Source organism: Roseateles sp. NT4 (genome assembly GCF_051857475.1).
GTDB lineage: Bacteria > Pseudomonadota > Gammaproteobacteria > Burkholderiales > Burkholderiaceae_C > Pelomonas.
In genome coordinates, this window is sequence record NZ_JBPZGZ010000002.1 from 663379 (window position 1) to 686990 (window position 23612).

Genomic DNA, 23612 nt, shown 5'->3' on the forward strand with positions numbered 1-23612 from the left:
TTGTGCTTAGAACCGTTCTGAATCGCGACCATGAAGCAAAAGGCCCGCTGCTCGCAGCGGGCCTTTTTTCTGGAGAAATGCCAAAGATAGCAAAACAGCTGGTTTTCGTCGACGGCGTGGGCGGCAAGCGCTATATGCGCGGCAAGCTGATCCGCCATTTCGAGCAGCGGGGATATTCGGTGCGCTGTTTCGACTATTCGGCCTCGTCGCAATCGCTGACGGATATCAAGGCCCGGCTGGCAGCGCTGCTGAGGGAAGTGGCGGCCCAAGGCGACTACGCCGCCATGGGCTATTCCTTTGGCGGCGTGCTGCTGCGCCTGGTTTTGCAGGAATCAGCTGCCGCGCTGCCGCCCCCTCGTCGAATGGTTTTATTGGCCTCGCCGCTCACGTCCATGCGGCTGGCCAGCCGATTGAAGAATTGGCGAATCTACAAACTCATGACCGGCGAATGCGGGCAGCTGGCTGCCAATACAGCGGAGATGGCAAAAATCTCCTTTCCCGCTGTGCCGACCGCCTGCATTTACGGCACCTGGCCCTGGCTGGGTGCCTTGGGGTTGTTCGCGGGATTCAAATTGCCGCATGACGGCATGGTGGCCGCGGACGAGGCAGCACCGGGCAGGTTCGCTCTGGCAGCGCCCATCCGCGCCAGCCACGCCTTCATCCCGGCCCATCCCGCAGCGCTTGCGGCGGCCTCCGGCTGGTTCGAGGCCGCCTAGGCCTCTGCGCCCAACGCCACGCGCTTGCGATAGCGCAGCGCCAACGTGATCAGCGGGCTGGTCATGGCCGTCGTGGCCAGGGCCATGATGAGCAGGATGGTGAACATGTCGGGCCCGATGAGGCCGACGTCCAGGCCCACCTTCATGACAATGAGCTCCATCAGGCCGCGGGCGTTCATCAGCGCGCCGGTGGCCATGCTTTCGGGGCCGTTCAGGCCGGCCATGCGGGCGCCCAGCCAGCCGCCCACCAGCTTGCCCACCGTCGCCACGCCCACCACCAGCAGCATGGCGCCCAAGGCGCCGCCGGCAAAGGCCGAGCGCGTCGTCGACAGCCCGGCCAGCGCGAAGAACAGCGGCATCAGCAGCACGATGGACAGGGGCTCGATGCGCTGCATGAGCGACTGCAGCAGGCGGTCATCGCGCGGCAGGGTGGCGCCGAACAGGAAGGCGCCGAACACCGCATGCAGATGCAGCCATTCCGCCGCGGCGGCGCAGGCCAGCAGACCCAGCATCAGGGCCGCCAGCACGCCCAGCGACGGCGTGCCGTCGGGCGCCCGGGCGGCCAGCAGCCGCGCATACAGGGGCCGCGCCACGAAGTAGAGGACAGCCACGATGCCCACGGTGCCGCCCAGGATGCGCACCAGGCCGGCATAGCCTTCACCGGCACCGGCCAGGGCGACGACAAAGGCCAGCAGCACCCAGGCGAAGACGTCGACGACAGCGGCACCGGACAGGGCCAGCTGGCCGAAGCGCGTCTGCGTCATGCCGCGGTCCTTCAGGATGCGCGCCATGACCGGGAAGGCCGTGATGGACATGGCCGCCGTCATGAAGAGGGCGAAGGGCCAGAAGCCGACACCCGCCGGTGCCAGGCCGGGATGCAGGGCCGGCGTGATGGCCAGGGCCAGCACGGCAGGCACCAGCACGCTGAGCAGGCCGACGCTGCCGGCCGAACGCAGCTGCGAGCGCAGGCCGCCGGGCGCGCGGATCTCCAGGCCGACGACGAACATGAACAGCACCAGGCCCAGCGTGGCCAGCGCGTTCAGGCCGCCCAGCAGCGGCTTGGCGAACAGCTGGGCATGGACGTCGGGCAGGTAGAAGCCCATCACGGCCGGGCCGAGGATGAGGCCGGCGGCCATCTCGCCCACCACCTGGGGCTGGCCCAGATGGCGCAGCAGCCAGCCGCAACCACGGGCCACGCCGAGGATGACGATGAGCTGGAGCAGCAGGGTGGTGGTGGACATCGGGACGCAGGGCGGCGCGGAAGAGGCGGAAGTTTAGGTGCCACCCCGCGCCGCGCTCGGCGCGTGCCCGATGACGCGCTTGAAGGCGCGGCTGAACGAGGCCTCCGACTCATAGCCCAGCCGGTCGGCGGCCGTCGCGACGCGCATGCCGTCCTGGGCGATCCAGCGCCGCGCCTGGAACATCTTGACCTTGGCGACGTATTTGGCCGGGCTCTCGCCCAGCGTCCGGGTGAAGGCCTCGGCGAAGCTGGAGCGCGAGGCGCCCATCAGCGCGGCCATCTCGGGCACGTTCCAGTCGCGCTCGGGGTCGGCATGGATGGCGGCGATGACCTTGCCGATCTTGGGGCAGCGCACCGCAGCCACCCAGCCGGTGGAGTCGCTGCAGCCGCATTCCACCCAGGCGCGGATGATGCTCGCCGCCAGCGCATCGGCCAGGCGGGCCAGGATGCCGCAGGCGCCGATGCGGTCCAGGGCCACTTCGCGCTCCATGGCGTCGAGCAGGGCCGGCACGGTGGCGTCCTTGGCCGCGAGGTCGCCGGCCAGCATGACGGTGGGCATCATCGCGATCAGCGGGTGCAGGGGGTCGAGGTTGAAGCGCAGTGCGCCGCAGAACATCACGTCGGGCGGCGCCTCCCCCGGCTGAGGCGGGCCGAGCTGCTCGCCGCCGACGAGGTAGATGTTGTCGGCCACGGCGACGCGCGAGAGGGTGGCGATGTCCACGGTCGGCACGTCGGGCGAACTGGCCAGGATGTGGAAGCTGCCATGGGGCAGCAGCACGGCGTCGCCGGGGTTCAGGCGCTGCCAGTCGGTCGCCGCCGTGCGCAGCCAGGCGCCGCCGCTGGCGACGAAGTGAAAGCGCGCCGCCGCCTGGGCCGGGAAGGCCACGGCCCAGGGGCCGCGCATCAGGCAGCGGCCGTATTCCACGCCATCCAGGCGCAGGCCCAGCAGCACCTGGGTCAAGGTGTCGGGCACGCCGGGTTCCGCCTCCAGGCTCTTGGACGAAAAGTCAAACATCTCGGCTCTTTCGACATTCAAACGCCAGGATCCTATGCCTAGCATGAAGGCGTTAGTCACTCAGGGTCTTTGCCGTGTCGTCCTCCCCCTGCTCCACCTGCCTCGACGCGGGCGCCAATGCCGCTCCCGTCCCGGCGCCCGCCCCCACCCACCACTGGCCCGCCATTGGCTCGCTGACGCTGGGCGTCTTCGGCCTGGTCATGGCCGAGTTCCTGCCAGCCAGCCTGCTGACGGCCATGGCCACCGACCTGGGCGTCAGCGACGGCGCGGCCGGCCAGGCCGTCACGGCCACGGCCCTGGTCGGCGCCATCGCCGCGCCCTCGCTGCCGCTGCTGACGCGCCGCCTGGACCGCCGCCTCGTCATGCTGGCCTTCACCGTGCTGCTGCTGGTGTCCAACGCCATCGCCGCGACGGCCAGCAGCTTGGGGCCGCTGCTGGTGGCGCGCGTGCTGCTGGGCATCGCCCTGGGCGGGTTCTGGTCGATGTCGGCCGCCCTGGCCCTGCGCCTGGTGCCGCCGGAGCAGTTCGCCAAGGCCATGTCCGTCATCCTGACCGGCGTGTCGGTGGCCACCGTCTGCGCGGCGCCTCTGGGCGCGTGGATGGGCGACGTCTGGGGCTGGCGCAGCGCCTTCATCGCGGCCGGCGCGGTCAGCCTCGTCACGCTGGCCGTGCAGGCGCTGACGCTGCCGGCCCTGCCGCCGCGCGACAAGCCCGACCTGCGCGTGCTGGCCGAGCTGCTGCGCCGCCCGCCGGTGCGCGTGGCCCTGCTGGCGGTGCTGCTGGTCGTCTCCGGCCATTTCGCCGGCTTCACCTACATCCGGCCGCTGATGGAGCAGGTCACCCACCTGTCCGTCGGCGCCATCTCGGCCGTGCTGCTGGGCTATGGCATCGGCGGCTTCTTCGGCAACTTCGCCGGCGGCTGGCTGGCCGGGCGCAGCGAGCGCCATGCCATCGTCGCGGGCGGCGTGTTGATCGCGGCGCTGGCGGCCAGCCTGCTCGTTGCCGGCAGCTCAACCTGGGTGACGGCCATCGCCATCACGCTGTGGGGCTTTGCCTTCGGCGCCTTTCCGGTGGGCTTCCAGACCTGGATCGTGCGCGCCGCGCCCGACCAGGCCGAGGGCGCCGGCGGGCTGCTGGTGGCGGCCTTCCAGATTGCCATCGCCAGCGGCGCCATCGGTGGCGGCCTGCTGGTGGACCACATCGGCGCCCTCGGCGGCCCGAGCTTCGCCGTCGTCGCGCTGACGCTGGGCACGCTGCTGACGCTGCGCCATGGCCCCCGTCCTGCTGCGGGAGGCGCGCAATGAACCGCCGCCTGACGCTCGCCGCCTATCCGCAAGGCCTGCCGGGGCCAGAGCACTTCGAGATCAACACCCAGCCCACTCCCGAGCCCGCCGACGGCCAGGTGCTGCTGCGCACGCTGTATTTGTCCGTCGACCCCTACCAGCGCAACCTGATGGCGCCCGTCGGTCCGGGCTACGCGCCACCGGTGCCGCTGGGCGGCGTCATGGTGGGCGGCACGGTCAGTCGGGTTGTGGCGTCACGCCATGCCGGCTTCAAGGAAGGCGAGCTGGTGCTGGGCCATGCGGGCTGGCAGGACTATGCGCTGTCTGACGGCAGCGACCTGCTCGCTCTCGGCAATGTGAAGCAGGCTTCGCATGCGCTCGGGGGCCTGGGCATGCCTGGCTTCACGGCCTATGTCGGCCTGCTCGACATAGGCCAGCCCAAGCCGGGCGAGACCGTTGTCGTCGCGGCCGCAACCGGCGCGGTGGGCAGCGTCGTCGGCCAGCTCGCCAAGCTGAAGGGCGCCCGTGTCGTCGGCATCGCCAGCGGCGCCGACAAGTGCCGCCATGCCGTGGAGGTGCTGGGCTTCGACGCCTGCCTGGACCGCCGCGAGCCCGACCTCGCCGGGCGGCTCTCTGCGGCCTGCCCCCAAGGCATCGACATCTACTTCGAAAACGTCGGCGGCGAAGTGCTGGCCGCCGTCCTGCCGCTGCTCAACGTCAACGCACGCATGCCGGTCTGCGGCTTCATCTCGCACTACAACGAGGCGGCGCCGGCAGCAGGTCCCGACCTGGCGACCCTCCTCGCCAAGCGCGTCCGCGTGCAGGGCTTCATCATCCTGGACCACTATGGCGAGCGCTTCGACGCCTTCCGCCGCGACATGGGCGCGTGGCTGGCGGAAGGCCGCATCACGCTGCGCGAGGACATCGTCGACGGCCTGGAACAGGCGCCCGCGGCGCTCGCCCGGTTGCTGCAGGGCGGCAACTTCGGCAAGACCGTGGTGCGCGTCGCCGAAGAATGAGGTTCAGGGCTTGGCCGGCGCGTCCAGGGCCTTCAGCGCGCGCTCCAGCCCGCCCTTCTTCATCGGGTGCTTCTCGGCCGGCAGCAGCTGCTCCAGGGCCATGCGCTGGGCCAGCGTGAACGCCTCGGCCGCGGGAACCGCGTGGTCGGGCGTCACGCCCTTGCCTTCCCAGTTGCCGCCGTCCACAAAGTCCACCGAACGGCCGGTCGGGATGAAGACCATCAGCTCGGGGCTGATGCGAAAGCCGTCACCCGGGTGGGCGCCGCCTGCCGTGGTCTCGCCGATGACGGTTGCGCGGTGGCGGGCCTTCATGCCATAGGAAAAGTCTTCGGCGGCCGAGAAGGTCTCGTGCTCGGTCAGCACATAGACGGGGCGGCGCTGGCCGTAGCGCGGACCGGCCACCTTGGCCGAGGTCCAATGCTGCTCCAGGCGGTTGCCGGCGCGCCAGCGGATGTCGATGAGGCGCGTGGGCTTGTCGAACAGATAGCTGGCCAGCAGGGCCACCGTCTCGGGGTCGCCGCCACCGTTGCGGCGCAGGTCGATGATGAGGGCGTCGGTGTTGGCCAGCAGCGTCATGGCCGCCGCGATGACCGGGCCGGCCTGGCGCACCGGGGCGAACTGGCGCAGCTCCAGCAGGCCGATATTGCCGCGCAGCCGCTCCACGCGGGTCACGCCGTAGTTGCCATACCGAAAGCTCTCCGCCATCTCGGCCGCCTCGGCCTTGGCGCGGCCGGGCATCTCGGGCATCACGTCCACGCGCAGATGCTTGTCGTGCGTGGTCTCGGCAAGCACGGCACTCAGCTTCTCGGCCAGGGACGGCGCATCCGTGGCGTCGGCCGCCGCGGCCTGCAGCTGGGGCTCCAGGTCCTTGACGCGCTCCGGAAAGATGTAGCGGTCGCGCAGCTGGCGCGCCAGCTCGCGGGCCGCCTGGGTGCGCGCCGCGGCGTCCAGCGGCGGCATGGCCGGGCCTTCAGGAGCGGGCTGGCTCCAGGCGGTCAGGCTGGTGGCGAGCAGGGCGGCGAGAACCAGTGTCTTCATGCTTGTTAGGCTTTCTTGGAGCGAGAGGAAAGAGCGACAGCCGCATCGCGGCGGCGTTGGGGAAAGGAGCGGTTGCGCAGCGCGGCGATGGCCTCATCCAGCAGCGCGGACAGCGGCGTGGACAGTTCGGCGTCCAGGCCGCGGGCCGCGCCGCCGGTGGCGGCCCAGATGGCCTGCAGCCGGGGCAGGGCCTCGAGCGCCTTGGCGCTGGGCGCATAGAGGCGCCGCCGCGCGTCCGCCGGGTCGGCCTGCGGTTCGACCCAATCGCGCGCCAGCATCAGGTTCAGCGTCTGCGTGGCGGCGGGCTGGCTGATGCCGGTCTTGGCCGCGATCTGGCCGACGGTCAGCGGCGATTCGTCCAGCAGCGCGCGCAGCACCGGCGTGAAGCGCGGCCGGTAGTCCAGGCCCTCTTCCGTATAGATGGATTCGAGTTCGCCGTCGAGCAGTTCGAGCAGCGTGCGCAGCTGGGTGCCAAGGCCGGGGCGTGTCATGGTCCGCATTTAATAAGCGCTTATATAAATTGCCGAAAGTCATGGGCGCGAAGGTCCGCGCCCTGGAGCTCAAGCGGCTTTCTTGCGGCTGGCAGCCTTCTTCGCCGGCGCCTTGGCCGGCTTGCCCTTCAGGCTCTGCCTCAGCAGTTCGCTCAGGTCGACGACATTGCTGGAGCTCGTGTCCGGCGCCTCCTCGAAAGGCTTCACCGTCGCCTTCTTGCCGGCCTTGGCCTTGGCGGCGACCAACTTGTGGATGGCGGTGGTGAAGTCGTCCTTGAACTGGGCTGGCTTCCAGGCCGAGGTCATCTGCGCGATGAGCTGCTGGGCCATCTTCAGTTCGGCCGCCTTGACGCCAGCGGCGCCGGCCTTGGGCAGGTCCAGGCCTTCGGGCGAGCGGATCTCCTCGGCCCAGCGCAGCACGCCCAGCATCAGCGCCGGCCCGGCCGGGATCAGCGCGGCCAGGTGTTCCTTGTTGTGTAGCACGAAGCGCGCGATGCCGATGACGCCAGACTTCTCCAGCGCCTCGCGCAGCAGCGCATAGACGCGCCCCGAGCGGCCGTCGGGTGCCAGGTAGTAGGGCTTCTCGATGTAGACGAAGGACACCTCGTCCGCCTTCACGAAGCTCTCGATCTGCAGGGTCTGGGTGCGCTTGGGATAGGCCGCCTTGATCTCGTCGTCGGACAGCACGACATAGTCGTCGCTGCCCGCAAGCCTGACGCCCTTGACGATGTGCTCCTTGGCGATCTCTTTGCCGGTGCGCTTGTTGACGCGCTTGTAGCCCACCGGGTCCATGCTGCGCTTGTCCAGCCAGTCGAAGTCGATCTCCTGTTCCTGGGTGGCCGTGTGCAGGGACACCGGCACGTGGACCAGGCCAAAGGAGATGGCGCCTTTCCAGATGGCGCGCGCGCTGGCCTTGGAAGCCATGTGCTGCTTCAGTGACCCAACCGCACGTCAGCGGTAGGCAGGGCGTAGGCCGATGCATTCGCCTTGGGCTTGGGCAACTCTTGCGGACCCGGGGGCGGCGGCACCTCCTTGCGGCAGGCGGTCAGTGCCACGACGGCAACCAGGGCGGCCACGGTCAACAGCTGGATTTTCTGGCGGGGCGGCATGCTCGATCGTCAAACTTCAACCCCAGGACTTTCGGCGGCCACAGCCCGCGCCGCAGTCGGCGCCCTCGCCGTCGCCTTGTAGGCCCAGGCCGACGATCAGAGCGCTCGTGCTGCCGCGAACACCGCCAGCAGGGCTTCGTGCAGCGCGTCCGGGTCCAATGGCTTGGTCAGGAAAGCGACCATGCCCAGGCGCTCGCTCTGGGCGCGCTCCAGCGGCATGGCACTGGCCGTCAGCGCCAGCACGGGCGACTTCATGCCGGCGTCCTGCAGGCGACGCGTGACCTCGAAGCCGTCCATGTCGGGCAGGTGCAGGTCCATCAGCACGGCGTCGAAGGCGTGGTAGGCCGCGTACTCGCGCAAGGCGCTTTCGCCATCGGGCGCGACGCAGACCTCCAGAGCGCCCTGGGCCAGCACGGCCAGCGCGATCTCCTGATTGACCGGATTGTCCTCGACCAGCAGCACACGCTTGCCATGGTGGCGCAGGCGCAGCCGCTCGGCGGCCGACAGGCGCAGCGACTGGCCTTCCTCGAAGCCGCGCGGCCGCTGGTCGCGCAGCAGACGGGCCGTGAACCAGAAGCGTGCGCCCTGGCCCGGCTGGCTGGACAGGCCCACCTTGCCGCCCATCATCTCGGCGATGCGCCGCGTGATGGCCAGGCCCAAGCCGGTGCCGCCGTGGCGGCGCGCGATGGAAGCATCGCCCTGCTCGAAGGCGCTGAACAGGCGACCCGCGACCTCGGCGCCGAAGCCCGGGCCGGTATCGCTGACCTCGAAGCGCAGCCGCACCGCATCGTCGCCCTCTTCGGGCAGCTGGGTCACGCTGAGCACGACCTCGCCGTGGTCGGTGAACTTGACCGCATTGGCAACGAGATTGAGCAACGCCTGGCGCAGGCGCGTGGGGTCGCCCAGCAGGCGCTCGGGCAGGCCGGCGGCACACAGCCGCAGCGCAATGCCCTTGGCCTGGGCCTGCGGGCCGAACAGGCCCAGCGACTGACGCAGCAGCTCGGGCAGGGCCAGCGGCAACTGTTCCAGCTCCATGTGGCCGGCCTCGATCTTGGACAGGTCCAGCACGTCGCCGATCAGCGTCATCAGATGGGCCGCGGCGCTCTCGATGGTGGCGATGCGTGCCCCCTGCTCGGTGTCGGTGGCCGAACGCGCCAGCAGGCGTGACATGCCGACGATGGCATTCATGGGCGTGCGGATCTCGTGGCTGATATTGGCCAGGAAGGCCGACTTGGCTGCGCTGGCCGCCTGCGCCTCGGCAGACGCCTGCGCCAGCGCGCGGGTGCGTTCCTGCACGCGCACCTCCAACTCGCGGCGCGAGCGCTCCAGCGCGTCGATGGCGCCGCGGCGGTCGGTCACGTCCAGATGGATGCCCAGGGCACGCAGCGCGCGGCCCTCGGCATCGCGTTCGACCACCTGGCCGGCGTCCAACACCCAGATCCAATGGCCGTCGCGGTGGCGCAGGCGGTGCTCGCAGCGGTAGCTGTCGGTGTCGCCGCGCAGATGCGGCAGCAGCGAGGCGTCGATGGCGGCCCAGTCGTCGGGGTGGACGAGGGCGCGCCAGCTGTCCAGGTGAGGCTCGATCTCCTCGACGCGGTAGCCCAGCATCTCGGCCCAGCGCTCGTTGACGTGAACCTCGCCGCTGACCACCTGCCAGTCCCACAGGCCCAGGGCCGCACCGCGCATGGCCAGCGACAGCTGCTGCTCGTTGCGCACCAGGCGCTCGGCGGCGTGGCGCTGCTCGGTCACGTCGCGGGCGACGAGATAGTGCGGCTCGCCCTCTCCCGGCACATGGGCGGGCAGGCGGCCCCGGTTGACGCGAAACAGCCGCGGGCCGGCCGGCGTCTGCCAGGTCTCGGCATCGGTGGGTTCGAAAGGGCCATGCAGCATCACGTCCGGCAGGCGGCCCACCAGGCTGCTGCCCGGCGGCGGCGCGACGACCAGGCCGGCCACGCGGGCGGCCTCGTCGTTGCAGACCAGGCAGCGCCCCTCGGCGTCGTGCACGACGACGGCGACGCCGGCATCGGCCAGCACGGCATTCAGCATCTGCACGGCCTTCACGCCCAAGGCCTGGCTGCGGCGACGCAGCAGGCGGCTGCGGCCGAAATCGCGCAGCCGGCGCAGCCAGCGCGCCGGGCCCGAGGCGGGCAGGGGCAGAGCGCTCACGCGGCCACTCCCAGCGGCCTGGCGCGGGCGTTGCTCAGGGCCAGCAGCCGGTGCAGCTCGAGCTGGGCCTGCACGCGGGCCAGCAGCACCAGCGGGCGCAGTGGCAGGCTCAGGCAGTCGGAAGCTCCCAGGGCCAGGGCCAGTTCTTCGTCGCCGCCCTCGGACACGAACAGGACGGGAATGGCGTGTGCCGTCGCGTCGTCGCGCAAGCGGCTCAGCAGGTCCAGGCCATGCTGGTCGGCCACCGTCTCGCCCAGCAGGATGAGCCCCGGCGCTGGCGCGCTGCCGGCCAGGCGCAGCAGGGCGGCGCCCGTGGCGGCGCTGCGCACGTCGTAATTCGCCTCGCGCAGCAGCGTGGCCGCGCCTTCGGGCACGGCACCGGCCAGCAGCACCCGGGGCGCAGCGTCGGAGGGGTCAGATATGAGCATGGGCCGCATCTTGTTCGCGTGCGGTCCGCGTGGCGAGGGGCTAATGAGGGGTTTCCGGCAACCCCGACAGCAGCCGTCAAGAATCCCCTACACGGCCGGCATGGCGTCGTTACATGTCTTGACGGACAGTGGTTCCATGACGACGACCCAGGAGCCCAGCCATGGACTGCACGCCAGCAGCAAGGCGGCCGGGCGTCACGACGGCGGCGGCATGAACCGCGTGTCCCGACCGACCTGGCGCTTCGCGCTGCTGCCGGCCCTGGCCGTCGTGCTGCTGACCTGCGTGCTGCTCTTCGTCGGCCAACGGCTGCTGGGTGCCGAGCTCATCGAGCGCAGCCTGGCCCGCAACCAGCAGCGCGCCGACGTGATGGGCCTGCAGCTGCAGCTGGCCCTGCGCGACGCGGTCAGCCAGGTGCGCCTGCTGGCGCGCTCCCAGGCCCTGCAACCCGGCGTGGCACCCGCCCGCGCACGTGCCGAGCTGGACCATCTCGTCGAACGCTCGCCGCGCTTCGTCTGGGCCGGCCTCGTCGCGCCCGACGGCCAGGTCATCGCCGGCAGCCGCGGCTGGCTGGAAGGCACCTCACTCGCGCAGCGGCCGGTGTTCCGGCGCGGCCGTGACGGCATGGTGGGCGATGTGCACGAGCCCGTCGCCCTCGCCCCGCTGCTGGCCCGACTGCCCGGCGGCGTGCGTGAACTCATCGACATCGGCGAGCCCGTGCTCAACGAGGCCGGCGAGGTCGTCGGCGTCGTCACCGTCCACCTGGGCCTGGACTGGGTCAACGAACAGCTGGCGCTTGCCCTGGGCGAGCCCGCCGCCGCCACAGCCGAGGGCCTGCAGGGCCTGGTGCTGACCGAGCCGGGCACACGCAGCGTGGCCCCGGGCGCCGTCGTTCCCGCCGGCCTGCCACAGGCCCACCCCCGCCCCCAGGCCTGGCGCAGCGCCGAAGGCGCGCGCTGGCTGCTGGCCCAGTCGGCCCTGCGCGGCCTGGGCAGCAGCGACGCCCCCCTGTTGCCCTGGCGTGCCGTCGTGCTGCAGCGCGAAGACGTGGCGCTGGCGCCGCTGCGCGAGCTGACCTCCTCCATGCTGCGGGTGGGCCTGCTGTCGGCCCTGCTGCTGGCCGCGGCCGGCTTCTGGGCCGGCCGCCGCCTGCTCGCGCCCTGGGCCCCCATCTTCGACAGCGTGCTGGCCAGCCAGGCCGGCGGCGGTGCCGACATGGGCCATGTGGGCGCCCGCGTGCAGGACCTGGTGGCCGAGCGCGCCCAGCGCGGCCCGCAGTCGCCCACCGAGATGCTGATGGGCTGGCTGGCGCGCGACGCCGGCAATCTGCGCCGCGCCATCGACCATGTGCCGGTCGCCATCGCGCTGACCGACCACCACCACCGCTGCGAATACGTCAACCCGGCCTACACGCGGCTGCTGGGCTGGACGACCGAGGCCCTGCGCGGCCGCATTGCCGGCGAGGCCCTGCTGGACCCGACGCTGCGCGAAGGCCTGGCGCGGGCCTACCAGCAGCTGGGCGACCCGCCGGGCGAGTTCGTCATGCGCCTGGAGGCCCTGACGTCTACCGGCGAGACGGTGGCCGTGCAATGCCATCTCGTGCCCATGTTCGACGGCCAGGGCCGCCTGGGCGGCGCCCTGCAGATCGTGCACGACATCCGCCCCGAGCGCAGTGCCCGCGCCCGCGCCGACGCCATGGCCGGCCGCCTGCGCGCGCTGGCCGACGCGGCCGTCGACACCCTGCTGGCGACGTTGGACTCCGCCGGCCGCGTGCTGGAGTGGAACCGCGGCGCCGAGAGGCTCAGCGGCCACGCGTCCGTTGCGGCCCTGGGCCAGACGTTGGATACGCTGCTGCCGGGCTTCGGCGGCTGCGCGGCCTGGATGCGCGCGGCCCAGATCGACGGCGCGTGCGAGCTGCGGGTGCACGGCCAGGGGCCCGACGGCCGCGAGCGTCGCTTCGAGGGCACCCTGTACGCCCTCGGCCTGGCGCCGGGCTCGGCACGCTTCGGCCTCATCCTGCGCGACGTCAGCGAGCGTGCCGCCCAGGTGCGGCTCGTCGAGGCCACGCGCGACGAGATCATCCAGTTCAACCGCAGCCTGCTCGACCAGGAAAAGCGCACCGGCCGCCGCCTGGCCCAGTCCCTGCACGACGAACTCGGCCAGACCCTGGCCGCGCTGCGCCTGCACTGGGAGGCCTGGCGCAGCGCCAGTGCCGAGCAGCGCGAGCGCATGGACGAGCGCATCGCCAACCTCATCGCCCTGGCCAACCGGCAGGTGCGCGGCGTGCTGGCCGAGCTGCGCCCGCCGCTGCTGGACGAACTCGGCCTGGTCGCCGCCATCGACAACGAGATCCGCCAGCACGGCGACACCCGCATCGTGCTGCAGGCCAGCGAATCGAACCAGCTGCAGCGCTGGCCGGCCGACATCGAGTACGCCGTCTTCATGGTGGCCCGCGAGGCCTTGCTGAACGCGCTGCGCCACGCCGACGCCCAGGTCATCACCGTACAGCTGGATGGCGATGAATTCCTGCTCGAACTCAGCATCGGCGACGACGGCCGGGGTTTGCAGCTGCCGGCCGGCGCGCCCCAGCTTGGCCTCATCGGCCTGCGCGAACGTGCCCTCGCCATCGGTGCGGAACTTCACATTGACGGCCGTGTCGGCCATGGCACCATGGTCGCATTGACCTGGGAAGCCACCGACGACGAGACGCCCGCCGATGAGCCGCATCTACCTGATCGATGACCACGCCATCATGCGCGATGGCCTGCGCATCGTGCTCGAGACCGCCGGCCACGAGGTCATCGGCGAGGCCGCCGGTCCCACGCCCGCCCTGGCCGACCTGGGCCGCCTGCTGCCCGACGTCGTGCTGCTGGACCTGCGCCTGGGCCAGCGCTCGGGATTCGAGCTGCTGGCGGAGCTGAACAAGCGCGGCCTGCAGCTGCGCGTCATCGTGCTGACCATGTCCGACCAGCCCCGCCATGTGGCCGAGGCGCTGAAGCTGGGCGCCTGGGGCTATCTGCTCAAGGGCTCGGCCAGCTCCGAGGTGCTGCAGGCCGTGCAGGCCGTGGCCGCGGGCCAGCGCTTCCTGAGCCCGCAGGCGGCCGAGTTCGCCGCCTCCATGCTGACCAGCGCCGGCACGCCGGGTGACGAAGGCGACCTGTCGCCGCGCGAGCGCCAGATCCTGCTGATGGTGGCCCAGGGCGCGACCAGCAGCGCCATCGGCGAGGCCCTGCACCTGTCGCCCAAGTCCGTGGACACCTACCGCAGCCGGCTGATGAAGAAGCTTGGCTTGAACGACATCGCGGGCCTCGTGAAATGGGCCATCCGCGAAGGGCTGATCAGCCTGGACGAGAACTAGGCCTCAGGGATCTCATGGCCGGCGTCGCGCAGCGCCTTGACCCAGCGACGAATCGTGGCGCGCAGGCTGCGTTGCAGCCGGTCGTCCAGTGGCATTTGATGAACCAGATTCAGGGCTTGCTCCGGTCGCAGGTAGCGGTGCTTCAGCATGGCCATGCAGAACTCGCGATCCTTGTCCCGGCCCGCGCCGCCTTTGACATGAACAGGTCTGGCAGGTCCAGGCAGTAACCCACCCGGCCATTGGTGTTGCCGTTCTGGACTCGATGCACGCGGTGGAACCAGCCATCGGGCAGGATCGCGGTATCGGGACCAACGCCCTGCGCGTAGTAGCCGTTTTGTTCGTGGAACTGCGACCCTTCACCGATGGCGCCATCGATCTTGTCGGCCAGTCCGGGCGCGTGAAGTGGATAGATGTCTGCTTCGGCCGAGGCCGTGAAGACAGGGTCAGGGTTGGGGACTGCGCCAAGGATGGATTGGCTTCCAACAATGATGAACTCGTACTGATCGGTCACGTCCGCGCTCGCGCGGATGATGTGCTCCAGCTCTTCACGAGTCACGACACATCCTCTTTGAGGTCGCCGCCCAGCCGCACCCCGCTTTTGAGTTTGCTGGCTGCCGTCAGGATGTTCTGTCTCACGGCCTCCGGCAGGATGGTCGGCAGTGGCGAGGCTTGCCGCAACTCCTGAGCGCGCCGCGTACGCCCCAGCACCTTGCGCCAGTTGCGGCCTTCAAGAATGTTGCGCCACTCTTCCCAGAGACTCGCAGAACGTGAAGATGGCTTGGTGGTCAACCAAAGTTGCAGCGTCGCCTTGGCCTTGTCGAGCAGTTCAGGATTCTTCTGCACCGCCCGTATCGCCTCTTCATGGAGCGCGAGGCTCTGGAGGTCCTGGACTTGGTGACGCGACTCGTCGGCAGAGACGAGCACTTGCACGACAGGCTTTCTGCGTCTGGAGCGCGCGCCCGCAGATCCGGATGGCGCGGGCTGCATTGCGTCTCCAGCCAATAACGCAAGCTCGCCGCTGACGCCCAGCACGGACATGACACGCAGATAGGTCCCGATGGCGGTACCGGGGTCGCCAGCTTCAACCGCGCTGAGCGTTGAACGAGACACACCGACGCGGTGCGCCATCTCAACCGTACCTATGCCCTTTTCCTGCCGGAGACGCTTGAGTCGATCGCTCAGTTGCAGCAGCAACTGGCGATCCAGCATGGCAAGAGTTGAAGCAGTCATTTGTCCAATATTTTAGGCAAAAAATGCATATTTGCCTACTTTGACAGACATACGGCGACATGTGTTTTTCGAGATCTGGCCCGAGTCACCTCACGGTCGGTCCACTCCTACAGTGCCGGGGCGCGCCCCCCGACTGCGTCGAAACGTTCAGCCACGCATAGTGGACTCATGGTGTGCACAGCACCTGGCGGAGCAGGCCGCAGGCCCGCGCCGTGCCCATGTTCAATCTCAGGAGTCCATCATGGCCAGCGTCACCCCCACCATCTCCTCGTCCAAGGTCGAAGGCACCAATGTCTACAGCCCCAGCGGCGACAAGCTCGGTTCCATCGACGACCTCGTCATCGACAAGAAGTCCGGCCAGGTCCGCTATGCCGCCCTGGAATTCGGCGGCTTCCTCGGCATGGGTACCGACCGCTATCCCCTGCCCTGGGATCAGCTGAAGTACGACACGCAGAAGGACGGTTACGTCGTCAACGTCGACAAGACCCAGCTGGAGCGCGCGCCGCGCTACCCCAGCGACGAAGCGCCCACCTACAGCGACGAATACGGCCGCAAGGTCTACGACTACTACGGCTCGACGTGGTGGATGTAAGCCGGCTCCCATAGCCGCTTCGTGATCCAAGGGGCGGCGTTGCCGCCCCTTTTTCCTTGCCTGGAGCACACCATGCCCGACCCCACCCGCACGCCACCCATCCCGCCCGAACCGGCACCGTCTGTACCGCAGGCCGCCGACGCCGACCGGCCCACCGCCAAGCAGCGCCCCGCGCGCGACGTGAAGAACGGCGCCTTCGATGACTCGGTGGCCGGCGAGGAAGACCCCGGCGCCGGCATCGACACGCTGACGCCGCGGCGCTAGCCGCCCAGCAGGCGCATCAAGGGCGCGGCCGCCGCCGTCGGCAGGGCGCGCTCGTCTTCTTCGTCCTTCAGCGCGATGCCGCTCAGCTGGCGCGTTCGTGCCAGTTTCAGCAGGCCGTGCAGCTTGGCCGCGGCCGCCTGCGGCGACAGGCCTTCCGGGCGCACGTTGGAGATGCAGTTGCGCTCGGCGTCCACCCGACCCACGCATGGCGCCCAGCTGAAATACACCCCCAGGCTGTCGGGCGCCGACAGGCCCGGCCGCTCGCCGATCAGCACGACCGCGCAGCGTGCCTTCAGCAGCTCGCCCACCTCATCGCCCAGGGCCACACGGGCCTGCGTCGCGATGACGGGCGGCGCCCAGGTCCAACCGCCTTCCTGCAGCAGCCGCTCCCGCAGCGCCGTGAACAGGGGCAGGGCCTGGCGCTGCAGGGCCAGCGCCGACAGGCCGTCGGCCAGCACGAAGGCGAGATCGGTCGCCGGCGCTTGCAGGTCCTGCAGCCGGCCGGCATCGGCCTCGTCGAGGCGCCGTCCCAGGTCGGGGCGCTGCAGATAGCTCGCTCTGTCCATGGCCCGGCTCCGCACCCGCAGCGGCACTTCACCCAGCGCACGCAAACCTTCCAGCAGCGCGTCGGCATCCAGCGGCGCATGCACAGCATCGCGCGCCTCGGCATGGGCTTGCAGGAAGGCGAGGTGGCCGGCCGTCGGCACGCTGATGCCGGCGCGGCCCAGGCCGATGCGCGCGGCGGTGTAGCGGCGCAGGCGGGACCAGGGCTGCTCGACAACGCTCATGCCTGCTCCAGCATGGCAGCAAAGCGCGCCGGCAGACCGTCGGCCAGCTGGGGCACCTCACCGGCCTCGAAGATGCCCATGCGCTGCAGCCAGGCCTCGAACTCGGGCGCGGCGCGCAGGCCCAGCAGGCGGCGCATCGCGAGTGCGTCGTGAAAGCTGGTGCTCTGGTAGCCCAGCATGATGTCGTCCGAGCCCGGCACGCCCATGATGTAGTTGCAGCCGGCGGCGCACAGCAGGGTCAGCAGGCTGTCGACATCGTCGACATCGGCCTCGGCATGGTTGGTGAAGCAGACGTCCACGCCCATGGGCAGGCCGAGCAGCTTGCCGCAGCAGTGGTCCTCCAGGCCGGCGCGCAGGATCTGCTTGCCGTCGTACAGATACTCCGGCCCGATGAAGCCGACCACGCTGTTGACCAGCAGCGGCTCGAAGCGCCGCGCGACGGCATAGGCCCGGCACTCCAGCGTCTGCTGGTCGCAGCCGTGATGGGCGCCGCTGGACAGGGCGCTGCCCTGGCCGGTCTCGAAATACATGACCTGCCGGCCACCGCGCTTCAGCGCCAGCGCCGCGGCTTGAGCCTCCTCCAGCAGCGCCAGCGTGATGCCAAAGCCCCGGTTGGCGCCCTCGGTGCCGGCGATGGACTGGAACACCAGGTCCACCGGTGCGCCGCGGTTCATCGCCTCCAGCGTCGTCGTCACATGGGTCAGCACGCAGCTCTGCGTCGGGATCTCGTGCCGCGTGATGACGGCGTCCAGCATCTGCAGCAGCCGCGTCACCTGGGGCAGGTTGTCGGTGGCGGGGTTGATGCCGATGACGGCGTCGCCCGCGCCCATCAGCAGGCCATCGAGCAGGCTGGCCGCGATGCCGGCCTCGTCGTCCGTCGGGTGGTTGGGCTGCAGCCGCGTCGCCAGGCGGCCGCGCTGGCCGATGGTGCTGCGGAACTGCGTGACGACCTCGCAGCGCGACGCGATCAGCATCAGGTCCTGCACGCGGCAGAGCTTGCTGACGGCGGCCGCCATCTCGGGCGTCAGGCCGGCGGCGCTCTGCGCCGGGTCGGCGGCGTCGGCCAGCAGCGCGTCGCGCAGGCCGCCGACGGTGAGGTGAGCAATCGGCGCGAAGGCAGCCGCGTCATGCGTGTCGACGATGAGCCGCGTGACCTCGTCGCTCTCATAGGGCACGACGGCTTCGCTGAGGAAGGCCTTCAGCGGCAGGTCGGCCAGGGCCAGCTGGGCTGCCACGCGTTCACGCGCATTCGCGGCGGCCACGCCGGCCAGCTCATCGCCCGAGCGGCGCGGGCTGGCGCGCGCCAGCAGGGTGCGCAGGTCGGAGAAGCTGTAGCGCTCGCCGTCGAGGGTGTGCGTGTAGGCCATGGCCGGAGTGTGCGCAAAAGCGGCGGCGCCTGCATGACAAAGCGGTGACCCGCCGCGTCAGCAAGACTGGGGATGCCCGTCCCGGCCATGGCGGCTAGCGTGACGGTCTTTGCTGCACGGCGCGAGGCGACCATGGACGACGACAAGATCTCCCAGCGGGTCAGGTGGGGCGTGACCGGCCTGCTGGCGGTTTGCGCCGTGATGGCCCTGATGCTGTGGCGGCAGGACAAGCACAGCGACTCGGCCCTCTGGTTCGTCGGCCTGCTGGTACTGACGGCTACGGCGCTGACCCTGACGGCCATCGTTTTCGGCGGCCTCAAGCTCAACGATCCCAGCGAGGCCTTCGGCCTGCCGTCGGGCTCGGTGCGCACCCTGCTGGCGGTCGGCGTGATGGTGTTGTTCGCCGTGTTCGGGCTCAAGTTCTTCGGCGACGACGGTCAGGGCGCCGTGAGCGACAAGCCTTTCATCGAGACCACCGTGCCGGCCGCCAAGCTGGCCGACGAACTGGCGCGCTACAAGGATGTCGCCGTGCTGGCCGTGGTGGTGTCTCCTGGCAAGGCCGCCTCCGGCGCCGACCCGGGCACCGATGCCAAGCTCAATCTCTATGCGGTGAAGCCCCGTCGGCCAGCGGATGCCGTAGACGCGCAGAAGCAGCTGCTCACCGCCATCATCACCCTGCTGACCACGGTGGTCGGCTTCTACTTCGGCAGCAAGAGCGCGGGCGATGGTCTGCGTTCGCAGGCAGGCGGCACCACGCCGCCTGCCGATGCGTCCCTGCAGCGCCAGCACGCAGCGCTGACGACGGAGCGCGACGGGCTGGAGGCCCACATCAAGAGCGACCGCGAGACCCTGGAGGGCCTTCGCAACTCACCGGGCGACATCCCGCCCGACTGGCAGCAGCGCCTCGACGAAGCGCTGAGCCTGTCGAACGGCCTGGACGCGCTGCGTGACCAGGTGGCCCGCGCCCTGACCGAGGCCCAGACCCGGCTCGGCGCCATCACCGCGGCGCCTGCCGGCGGCGAGGCTGCGGCACGCGATGCGGCCCAGAAGGCGCTGACGCGTGCCAGCACCGAGCTGGATGCCCTAAAGCAGGCCGCCCAGCAGTTCGAAGCCGCCGTGGCCCAGTTGCGCGAGCCGCCCGTGAAGACCTGATCAGACCCAGGTCAGCGCCACTGCGTCCCTGACTGCGCCCACGGCCGGCACGGCCATGGCGGCCGGGCTGCTGATCCAGCAGAACCAGGTCGGCGCCGCCCAGCCCGGCCAGATGCGGGCCTGGCCGGCGTCTTCCATCAGCACGGCCTGGTCGCGCCTGACCATGCCGGCGCCCATGCCGGCCGCCACCATGCTGCGCACCGCCACCTCGGTGTCGGCCTGCAGGCCCACCTCCAGCACAGCGCCGGCCTGGGTGAAGAGGCGTTCCTGGTGCACGCGCAAGCCGCAGTCCGGCGGCGTCGTCACCCAAGGCAGCATGGCGAGGCCGGCCAGGTCGGCCGGCAGGCCGCCGTTCAGCAGCAGGCGCTGCGGCACCACGGGCACGATCTCGCAACCCTGCAGGCGACGCAGCTCCAGGCCCTCGATCTCCGGGTGCTCGTGCAGCACGCAGGCGCAGTCCAGCTCGCCCTTGCGCACGGCGGCGATGGCGCGCAGCGACACCAGCTGCTGCAGCTGCAATTGCACGAGGGGATGGTGCTCGGCCAGGTGCACGAAGACCTCGCCCAGGCGCAGGGCCACCGCGTCGCTGACCGTGCCCATGCGCACCTGGCCGCGCGCCTCGCCACGTATCTGCGCAGCCGCTGCCTGCATGCCCTGGGCCGCGGCCAGCGTGCGGCGCGCCTCCTCCAGCAGGCGCTCGCCGGCAGGCGTCAGCGCCATGCCACGGGCGCTGCGCTCGAACAGCTTGACGCCGAACTCGTCCTCCAGCGCCTTGAGCTGGGCGCTGACCGCCGGCGGGCTGGTAAAGACGCGCTCGGCGGCCCGCGTGAGGTTGCCCTCGGTGGCCACGGCCACAAAGGTCTTGAGCTGGTAGATCTCCATGGCCGGCATTCTGAACACGCCGGGCCGGGCGGGGGTGTGGATTTTCCGAACGGGGCGGTCTGCCGAAACGAATGGAGGGAATCGCGCGAGGCGCCCAGACTGATTGCCATTGAAATCCGTCTGGAGCCCCTCCATGACTGCCACCTCCAACCTCCGCGCCATCGTCGCCCTGCTGCTCGCCACCACCGCCTGGGGCAGCCTCTTCCTGATCGGCAAGCCCGTCGTCGCCCAGCTCGACCCGGTCTGGTTCACGCTGGTGCGCTACGGCCTCGCTACCAGCGTGCTGGCCCTGCTGGTGCACTTTGCCGGCGTCCAGCCCTGGGCCAAGCTGCGCCGCCATGCGCTGCGCCACAGCCTGGTCGGCCTGGCCGGCTATGGCGTGTTCAGCATCATGGTCTTCCACGGCCTGCGCCTGTCCCTGCCCTCGCACGGCTCCGTCATCATGGCCACCATGCCCTTCACGACGCTGGGCCTGCGCTGGCTGCTGGACGGCCAACGTCCGCCGCTGCGCGCCGTGGTCGGTGCCGCCCTGGCCCTGACCGGCGTGGCTACCGTGGCCAACCTGCTCGGCCACGCCGACGAGATCAACGGCCGCATGCTGCTGGGCGACGCCATCACGCTGACCGGCACCCTGGGCTGGGTGTTCTACACCCGCGCCATGACCAAGCTGCCCGACCACAGCCCGCTGGAATACGCCGCCCTCACAGCCATCGGCGCCCTGCCCTGGCTGGCCGCGGCCGCGGTGCTGGCCACCCTCGTGGGCTGGGCGCCCGCCCCGTCGCCCGAGCTGGTGCTGAGCCTGAGCCCGAAGCTCATCTACATCGCCCTCATCCCCACCGTGCTGGGCGTGCTGGCCTTCAATGCCGGCGTGAAGCGCCTCGGCGCGCCCATGGGCACGCTGTTCCTGAACATGGTGCCGGTGTCCGTCATCGCCGTGCGTGCCGTGCTGGGCGAGGCGCCGCATGCCAACGAGATCGCCGGCGCGGCGCTGGTGGGCATCGGCCTGGCGCTGACGGTGTGGACGCCCAAGCCCGTGCCCATCGCTGCGGCGTCGCGCTGCACGGCCGGGGCCTGAGCGCTCACAGATAGGTGCCGGTGGCTTCCATGTTCAGCAGCCACAGCGCGTTGCTCAACCACCGGCTCCGGCGCCCGCCGCGCAGCGCGCCTTCTGCCTTCATCGCGCGCGCCCAGCTTTCCGTCATGGACGCGGCCGACTGCACATGGCCGCCCCACAGCGTCTGCGTGATGAACCAGAACTCCCCGTCGCTGAACACGTCCGGCGCCGGGCTGCGCAGCAGCACCTTCGCGTGCGTCCAGGGCGTCTCGAAGAACGGCTGCTCGGGGTCGAACATACGCTCCTTGTAGGACGGTTCCACGGCGTCCCAGGGCTCGCCGCGCGCATCGCTGAGGTGCCTGCTGAAGGCGCCCTCGTCGAGCGCTCGGTGCTGCCGCGCCCAGAACGGCCTCCACCACCGGCGGGCCGGCTGCCAGGCCCACAGGCGGTTGGGCCAGAGGGGTTCCCAGCCGAGCCCAGGCGGCGCCAGCAGCGCGCGCCGCTGCGCCTCCGGGCAGCCGGGCCACGCGCGCTCCAGCGCGGTTTGCAGTTCGGGGGGAAGGGCTTGCAGGTCCAGGTCGGGCATCGGCCGCGCACCTTAACGCGCCGCCGGCGCTGAGCGCATTGAGAAGCTAGGGACGCGCCCTCACCGGCCTGTCATGTCCGCGGCCTAGGCTGGGTGGCTTTGCGGCTGCCCTCCAACGCCATGCTTGCCAACCTCCCGCCCTGGGCCTGGGCCCTGCTGCTGTGCCCGGCCCTGGCGGCCGCGCTGATTGCCTTGCAGGGCAAGCTGCTGTTCGGCCGCACCTGGGTCATCCGCCGCACCGACCCCGGCCCCGCCGCGGCCCGCCGGCGCAGCGAGGCCGTCTGGCTGGAGCGCCCGGGCGGTGTGAAGCTGCAAGGCTGGCTGACCACGCCGTCGCACGACGCACCGCGCCGCCTGCTGCTGTGGTTTGGCGGGCGCAATGAGAACGTCGCCTGGACGCCCGACCTCGCCGGCTGGCTGCCCGACGACTGCGCCCTGCTGGCCTTCAACTACCGCAGCCTGGGTGAGAGCGGCGGCTGGCCGAGCGAGGCCGCCTGCGTGGCCGACGCCGAAGCCGCCGCGGCCTGGGGGCTGGCGCGGCTGGGTCTGCCGTCGAGCGCCCTGCACCTAGCCGGCCGCAGCCTGGGCACCGGCGTGGCCATGCAGCTCGCAGCGCGCCTGGTCGCAGCCGGCCGTCCGGCAGCCAGCGTCGCGCTGATCACGCCGCTGAAGAGCCTGCGCGCGGTGCTCAATCGCAACCCACTGCTCTTGCCGCTGACGCCCTGGCTGCGCTCACCGCTGGACAGCGTCGCCGCCGCGCGTGCGCTCAAGGGCGAGGTGCTGGTGCTGCTGGCCGAGCGCGACACGCAGGTGCCGCATGCGCACTCCCACGCCCTCGTGCGTGCGCTGGAGCATGCCGGCGCGGCCGTCACCGTGCACCAGCTCGCCGGCACCAACCACCGCAGCCTGGCGCGCACGCCGGCGGCCATGCAGCGCCTGGGCGGTTGGCTGCTTACTGAAGAGCCGGCGCCAGATCCAGCCGCATGAGGGCCTGATGCAGCGCCTCGGTGGCAAAGCCGCAGCGCTGCAGGGCCTCGCCGCCCAGGTCGCTGCGCTGCAGCTGCGGCACGCTGACCTTGGCGCCCGGGTGGGCGGCCAGCAGCGCCTGCACCAGGGCCTCCGCGTCCTGCTGGGCGGGGTTGGGGTCGATCAGCGAACGCACCAGCAGGCCGTTCTCCCGGTCGCCCGTGAACACCAGCTGCGCGCTGCCGCGCCGCCAGGCCGTCCAGGGCACGGTCAGCACGCCCACGACGTCGGCGCACACCTGCAACGGCAGGTCGGCGACGGTGGCCTCCGCCTCGCGCAGCCAGGCCAGCGCCTCGGCCTGGGTGCAGGCCAGCTCGGGCGCCGGCGGGCGGGCCTTACCGGTGTCTGCCACGCGCTGGTAGCCGTGCAAGGCGTGCCGCTCCACGAAGCCATGGCGGCGGTACAGGCGGGCGGCGCGCTCGTTCTGCACGAACACCTCCAGCTCCACCGCCCTCAGGCCCGCCTCGCGGCCCCGTTGCACAAAGTCCTGCAGCAACTGCACCGCCGCGCCGCTGCCGCGCGCCTCCGGCACCGCGCCCATGGTGCCCAGCCGCCAGCGCTGAAGCGTCGGCCGCGGCGCCACCAGCGCGAAGGCGAGCACCTTGCCCTCGGCATCGACCGCCGCCCGCCCCAGGCTCAGGTCCACGCCCTGGCGCAGCACGAAGCCCGGCCATTGATCCAGGGCGAGGTTGAAGGGGCCGATCAGGTAGTCGGCAAAGCTCCGCACAAAGGCCGCGTGCAGGGCTTCGGGGGCGAGCTGGCTGGTGGAGACGAGGGAGAAGGCGGGCATGGGGGCATTCTGGCCATGCC

At 70.8% G+C, this 23612-nt stretch carries 25 protein-coding genes; 10 read left to right on the forward strand and 15 right to left on the reverse strand.

Annotation, left to right across the window (positions count from 1 at the left end):
- Positions 1-2 precede the first annotated feature (2 nt).
- Entirely contained in the window at positions 3-716 is a 714-nt protein-coding gene (locus tag ACS5PN_RS12620; RefSeq protein ID WP_439464304.1) for an esterase/lipase family protein, read from the forward strand.
- On the opposite strand, the gene ACS5PN_RS12625 is transcribed toward ACS5PN_RS12620, so the two are convergent.
- Together ACS5PN_RS12625 and ACS5PN_RS12630 are read right to left on the reverse strand one after the other, a co-directional pair.
- Positions 713-1957, reverse strand: coding sequence for a cation:proton antiporter (locus tag ACS5PN_RS12625; RefSeq protein ID WP_439464305.1), 1245 nt, complete (start codon positions 1955-1957; stop codon positions 713-715). The two genes, ACS5PN_RS12620 and ACS5PN_RS12625, sit on opposite strands and share 4 nt — an antisense overlap.
- 33 nt (positions 1958-1990) lie before the next feature.
- Positions 1991-2971 (reverse strand): AraC family transcriptional regulator, encoded by a 981-nt coding sequence (locus ACS5PN_RS12630; protein WP_439464306.1) that lies wholly within the window; start codon positions 2969-2971, stop codon positions 1991-1993.
- A 74-nt stretch (positions 2972-3045) separates the two neighbouring features.
- Here ACS5PN_RS12630 and ACS5PN_RS12635 point away from each other — a divergent pair, with 74 nt between their 5' ends.
- Together ACS5PN_RS12635 and ACS5PN_RS12640 are read left to right on the forward strand one after the other, a co-directional pair.
- On the forward strand, positions 3046-4275 hold the full coding sequence (locus tag ACS5PN_RS12635) for an MFS transporter (RefSeq protein ID WP_439464307.1): 1230 nt from the start codon (positions 3046-3048) through the stop codon (positions 4273-4275).
- Entirely contained in the window at positions 4272-5273 is a 1002-nt protein-coding gene (locus ACS5PN_RS12640) for an NADP-dependent oxidoreductase (RefSeq protein WP_439464308.1), read from the forward strand. The genes ACS5PN_RS12635 and ACS5PN_RS12640 overlap by 4 nt, the downstream gene beginning before the upstream one ends.
- 3 nt (positions 5274-5276) lie before the next feature.
- Here the strand turns inward: ACS5PN_RS12640 and ACS5PN_RS12645 are convergent, their stop codons facing one another.
- The 5 genes from ACS5PN_RS12645 to ACS5PN_RS12665 form a co-directional block, all read right to left on the reverse strand.
- The gene (locus ACS5PN_RS12645) at positions 5277-6311 is read right to left on the reverse strand and encodes a S41 family peptidase (RefSeq protein ID WP_439464309.1); all 1035 of its coding nucleotides are present in this window, start codon (positions 6309-6311) and stop codon (positions 5277-5279) included.
- A gap of 5 nt (positions 6312-6316) precedes the next feature.
- Positions 6317-6802: a MarR family winged helix-turn-helix transcriptional regulator gene (locus ACS5PN_RS12650; protein WP_439464310.1), complete on the reverse strand. Its 486-nt coding sequence runs from the start codon at positions 6800-6802 to the stop codon at positions 6317-6319.
- Between the two features lie 69 nt (positions 6803-6871).
- A complete protein-coding gene (locus tag ACS5PN_RS12655) occupies positions 6872-7726 on the reverse strand; it encodes a Ku protein (RefSeq protein ID WP_439464311.1) in 855 nt (284 codons plus the stop codon).
- Between the two features lie 281 nt (positions 7727-8007).
- On the reverse strand, positions 8008-10077 hold the full coding sequence (locus tag ACS5PN_RS12660) for an ATP-binding protein (protein WP_439464312.1): 2070 nt from the start codon (positions 10075-10077) through the stop codon (positions 8008-8010).
- Complete coding sequence (locus ACS5PN_RS12665) at positions 10074-10505, reverse strand: response regulator (RefSeq protein WP_439464313.1); 432 nt, start codon at positions 10503-10505, stop codon at positions 10074-10076. The genes ACS5PN_RS12660 and ACS5PN_RS12665 overlap by 4 nt, the downstream gene beginning before the upstream one ends.
- Positions 10506-10641: 136 nt before the next feature.
- On the opposite strand from ACS5PN_RS12665, the gene ACS5PN_RS12670 reads away from it, so the two are divergent.
- Positions 10642-13245: a sensor histidine kinase gene (locus ACS5PN_RS12670; RefSeq protein WP_439464314.1), complete on the forward strand. Its 2604-nt coding sequence runs from the start codon at positions 10642-10644 to the stop codon at positions 13243-13245.
- Positions 13220-13861 carry a response regulator gene (locus ACS5PN_RS12675; protein ID WP_439464315.1) on the forward strand — a complete coding sequence of 214 codons (642 nt, stop codon included), beginning with the start codon at positions 13220-13222 and terminating at the stop codon, positions 13859-13861. Before ACS5PN_RS12670 ends, ACS5PN_RS12675 begins: the two co-directional genes overlap by 26 nt.
- On the opposite strand, the gene ACS5PN_RS12680 is transcribed toward ACS5PN_RS12675, so the two are convergent.
- The 3 genes from ACS5PN_RS12680 to ACS5PN_RS12690 are packed head-to-tail and all read right to left on the reverse strand — an operon-like array spanning position 13858 to position 15091.
- Positions 13858-14016 (reverse strand): hypothetical protein, encoded by a 159-nt coding sequence (locus ACS5PN_RS12680; RefSeq protein ID WP_439464316.1) that lies wholly within the window; start codon positions 14014-14016, stop codon positions 13858-13860. The genes ACS5PN_RS12675 and ACS5PN_RS12680 overlap by 4 nt on opposite strands.
- On the reverse strand, positions 14004-14417 hold the full coding sequence (locus tag ACS5PN_RS12685) for a DUF6036 family nucleotidyltransferase (RefSeq protein ID WP_439464317.1): 414 nt from the start codon (positions 14415-14417) through the stop codon (positions 14004-14006). The genes ACS5PN_RS12680 and ACS5PN_RS12685 overlap by 13 nt, the downstream gene beginning before the upstream one ends.
- Positions 14414-15091, reverse strand: coding sequence for a helix-turn-helix transcriptional regulator (locus ACS5PN_RS12690; protein ID WP_439464318.1), 678 nt, complete (start codon positions 15089-15091; stop codon positions 14414-14416). The genes ACS5PN_RS12685 and ACS5PN_RS12690 overlap by 4 nt, the downstream gene beginning before the upstream one ends.
- Positions 15092-15332: 241 nt before the next feature.
- Here ACS5PN_RS12690 and ACS5PN_RS12695 point away from each other — a divergent pair, with 241 nt between their 5' ends.
- Both ACS5PN_RS12695 and ACS5PN_RS12700 read left to right on the forward strand, forming a co-directional pair.
- Positions 15333-15683 (forward strand): PRC-barrel domain-containing protein, encoded by a 351-nt coding sequence (locus ACS5PN_RS12695; protein ID WP_439464319.1) that lies wholly within the window; start codon positions 15333-15335, stop codon positions 15681-15683.
- Positions 15684-15755: 72 nt separating this feature from the next.
- A complete protein-coding gene (locus ACS5PN_RS12700; protein WP_439464320.1) occupies positions 15756-15947 on the forward strand; it encodes a hypothetical protein in 192 nt (63 codons plus the stop codon).
- On the opposite strand, the gene eutC is transcribed toward ACS5PN_RS12700, so the two are convergent.
- Entirely contained in the window at positions 15944-16735 is a 792-nt protein-coding gene (gene eutC, locus ACS5PN_RS12705) for an ethanolamine ammonia-lyase subunit EutC (RefSeq protein WP_439464321.1), read from the reverse strand. The two genes, ACS5PN_RS12700 and eutC, sit on opposite strands and share 4 nt — an antisense overlap.
- The gene (locus ACS5PN_RS12710; RefSeq protein WP_439464322.1) at positions 16732-18102 is read right to left on the reverse strand and encodes an ethanolamine ammonia-lyase subunit EutB; all 1371 of its coding nucleotides are present in this window, start codon (positions 18100-18102) and stop codon (positions 16732-16734) included. Before ACS5PN_RS12710 ends, eutC begins: the two co-directional genes overlap by 4 nt.
- Before the next feature lie 99 nt (positions 18103-18201).
- Here ACS5PN_RS12710 and ACS5PN_RS12715 point away from each other — a divergent pair, with 99 nt between their 5' ends.
- Positions 18202-19254 (forward strand): hypothetical protein, encoded by a 1053-nt coding sequence (locus ACS5PN_RS12715; RefSeq protein WP_439464323.1) that lies wholly within the window; start codon positions 18202-18204, stop codon positions 19252-19254.
- On the opposite strand, the gene ACS5PN_RS12720 is transcribed toward ACS5PN_RS12715, so the two are convergent.
- Positions 19255-20136 carry a LysR family transcriptional regulator gene (locus ACS5PN_RS12720; RefSeq protein ID WP_439464324.1) on the reverse strand — a complete coding sequence of 294 codons (882 nt, stop codon included), beginning with the start codon at positions 20134-20136 and terminating at the stop codon, positions 19255-19257. It abuts the gene before it with no gap.
- 133 nt (positions 20137-20269) lie between these two features.
- Between ACS5PN_RS12720 and ACS5PN_RS12725 the strand changes: the two genes are divergently transcribed.
- Complete coding sequence (locus tag ACS5PN_RS12725) at positions 20270-21211, forward strand: DMT family transporter (protein WP_439464325.1); 942 nt, start codon at positions 20270-20272, stop codon at positions 21209-21211.
- Positions 21212-21215: 4 nt separating this feature from the next.
- On the opposite strand, the gene ACS5PN_RS12730 is transcribed toward ACS5PN_RS12725, so the two are convergent.
- Positions 21216-21776: a hypothetical protein gene (locus ACS5PN_RS12730; protein ID WP_439464326.1), complete on the reverse strand. Its 561-nt coding sequence runs from the start codon at positions 21774-21776 to the stop codon at positions 21216-21218.
- A 120-nt stretch (positions 21777-21896) separates the two neighbouring features.
- Between ACS5PN_RS12730 and ACS5PN_RS12735 the strand changes: the two genes are divergently transcribed.
- Positions 21897-22763, forward strand: a complete 867-nt coding sequence (locus ACS5PN_RS12735; RefSeq protein WP_439464327.1) for an alpha/beta hydrolase family protein — start codon at positions 21897-21899, stop codon at positions 22761-22763.
- Here the strand turns inward: ACS5PN_RS12735 and ACS5PN_RS12740 are convergent.
- Entirely contained in the window at positions 22729-23592 is an 864-nt protein-coding gene (locus tag ACS5PN_RS12740; RefSeq protein WP_439464328.1) for a GNAT family N-acetyltransferase, read from the reverse strand. The genes ACS5PN_RS12735 and ACS5PN_RS12740 overlap by 35 nt on opposite strands.
- Between the last annotated feature and the right edge of the window lie 20 nt (positions 23593-23612).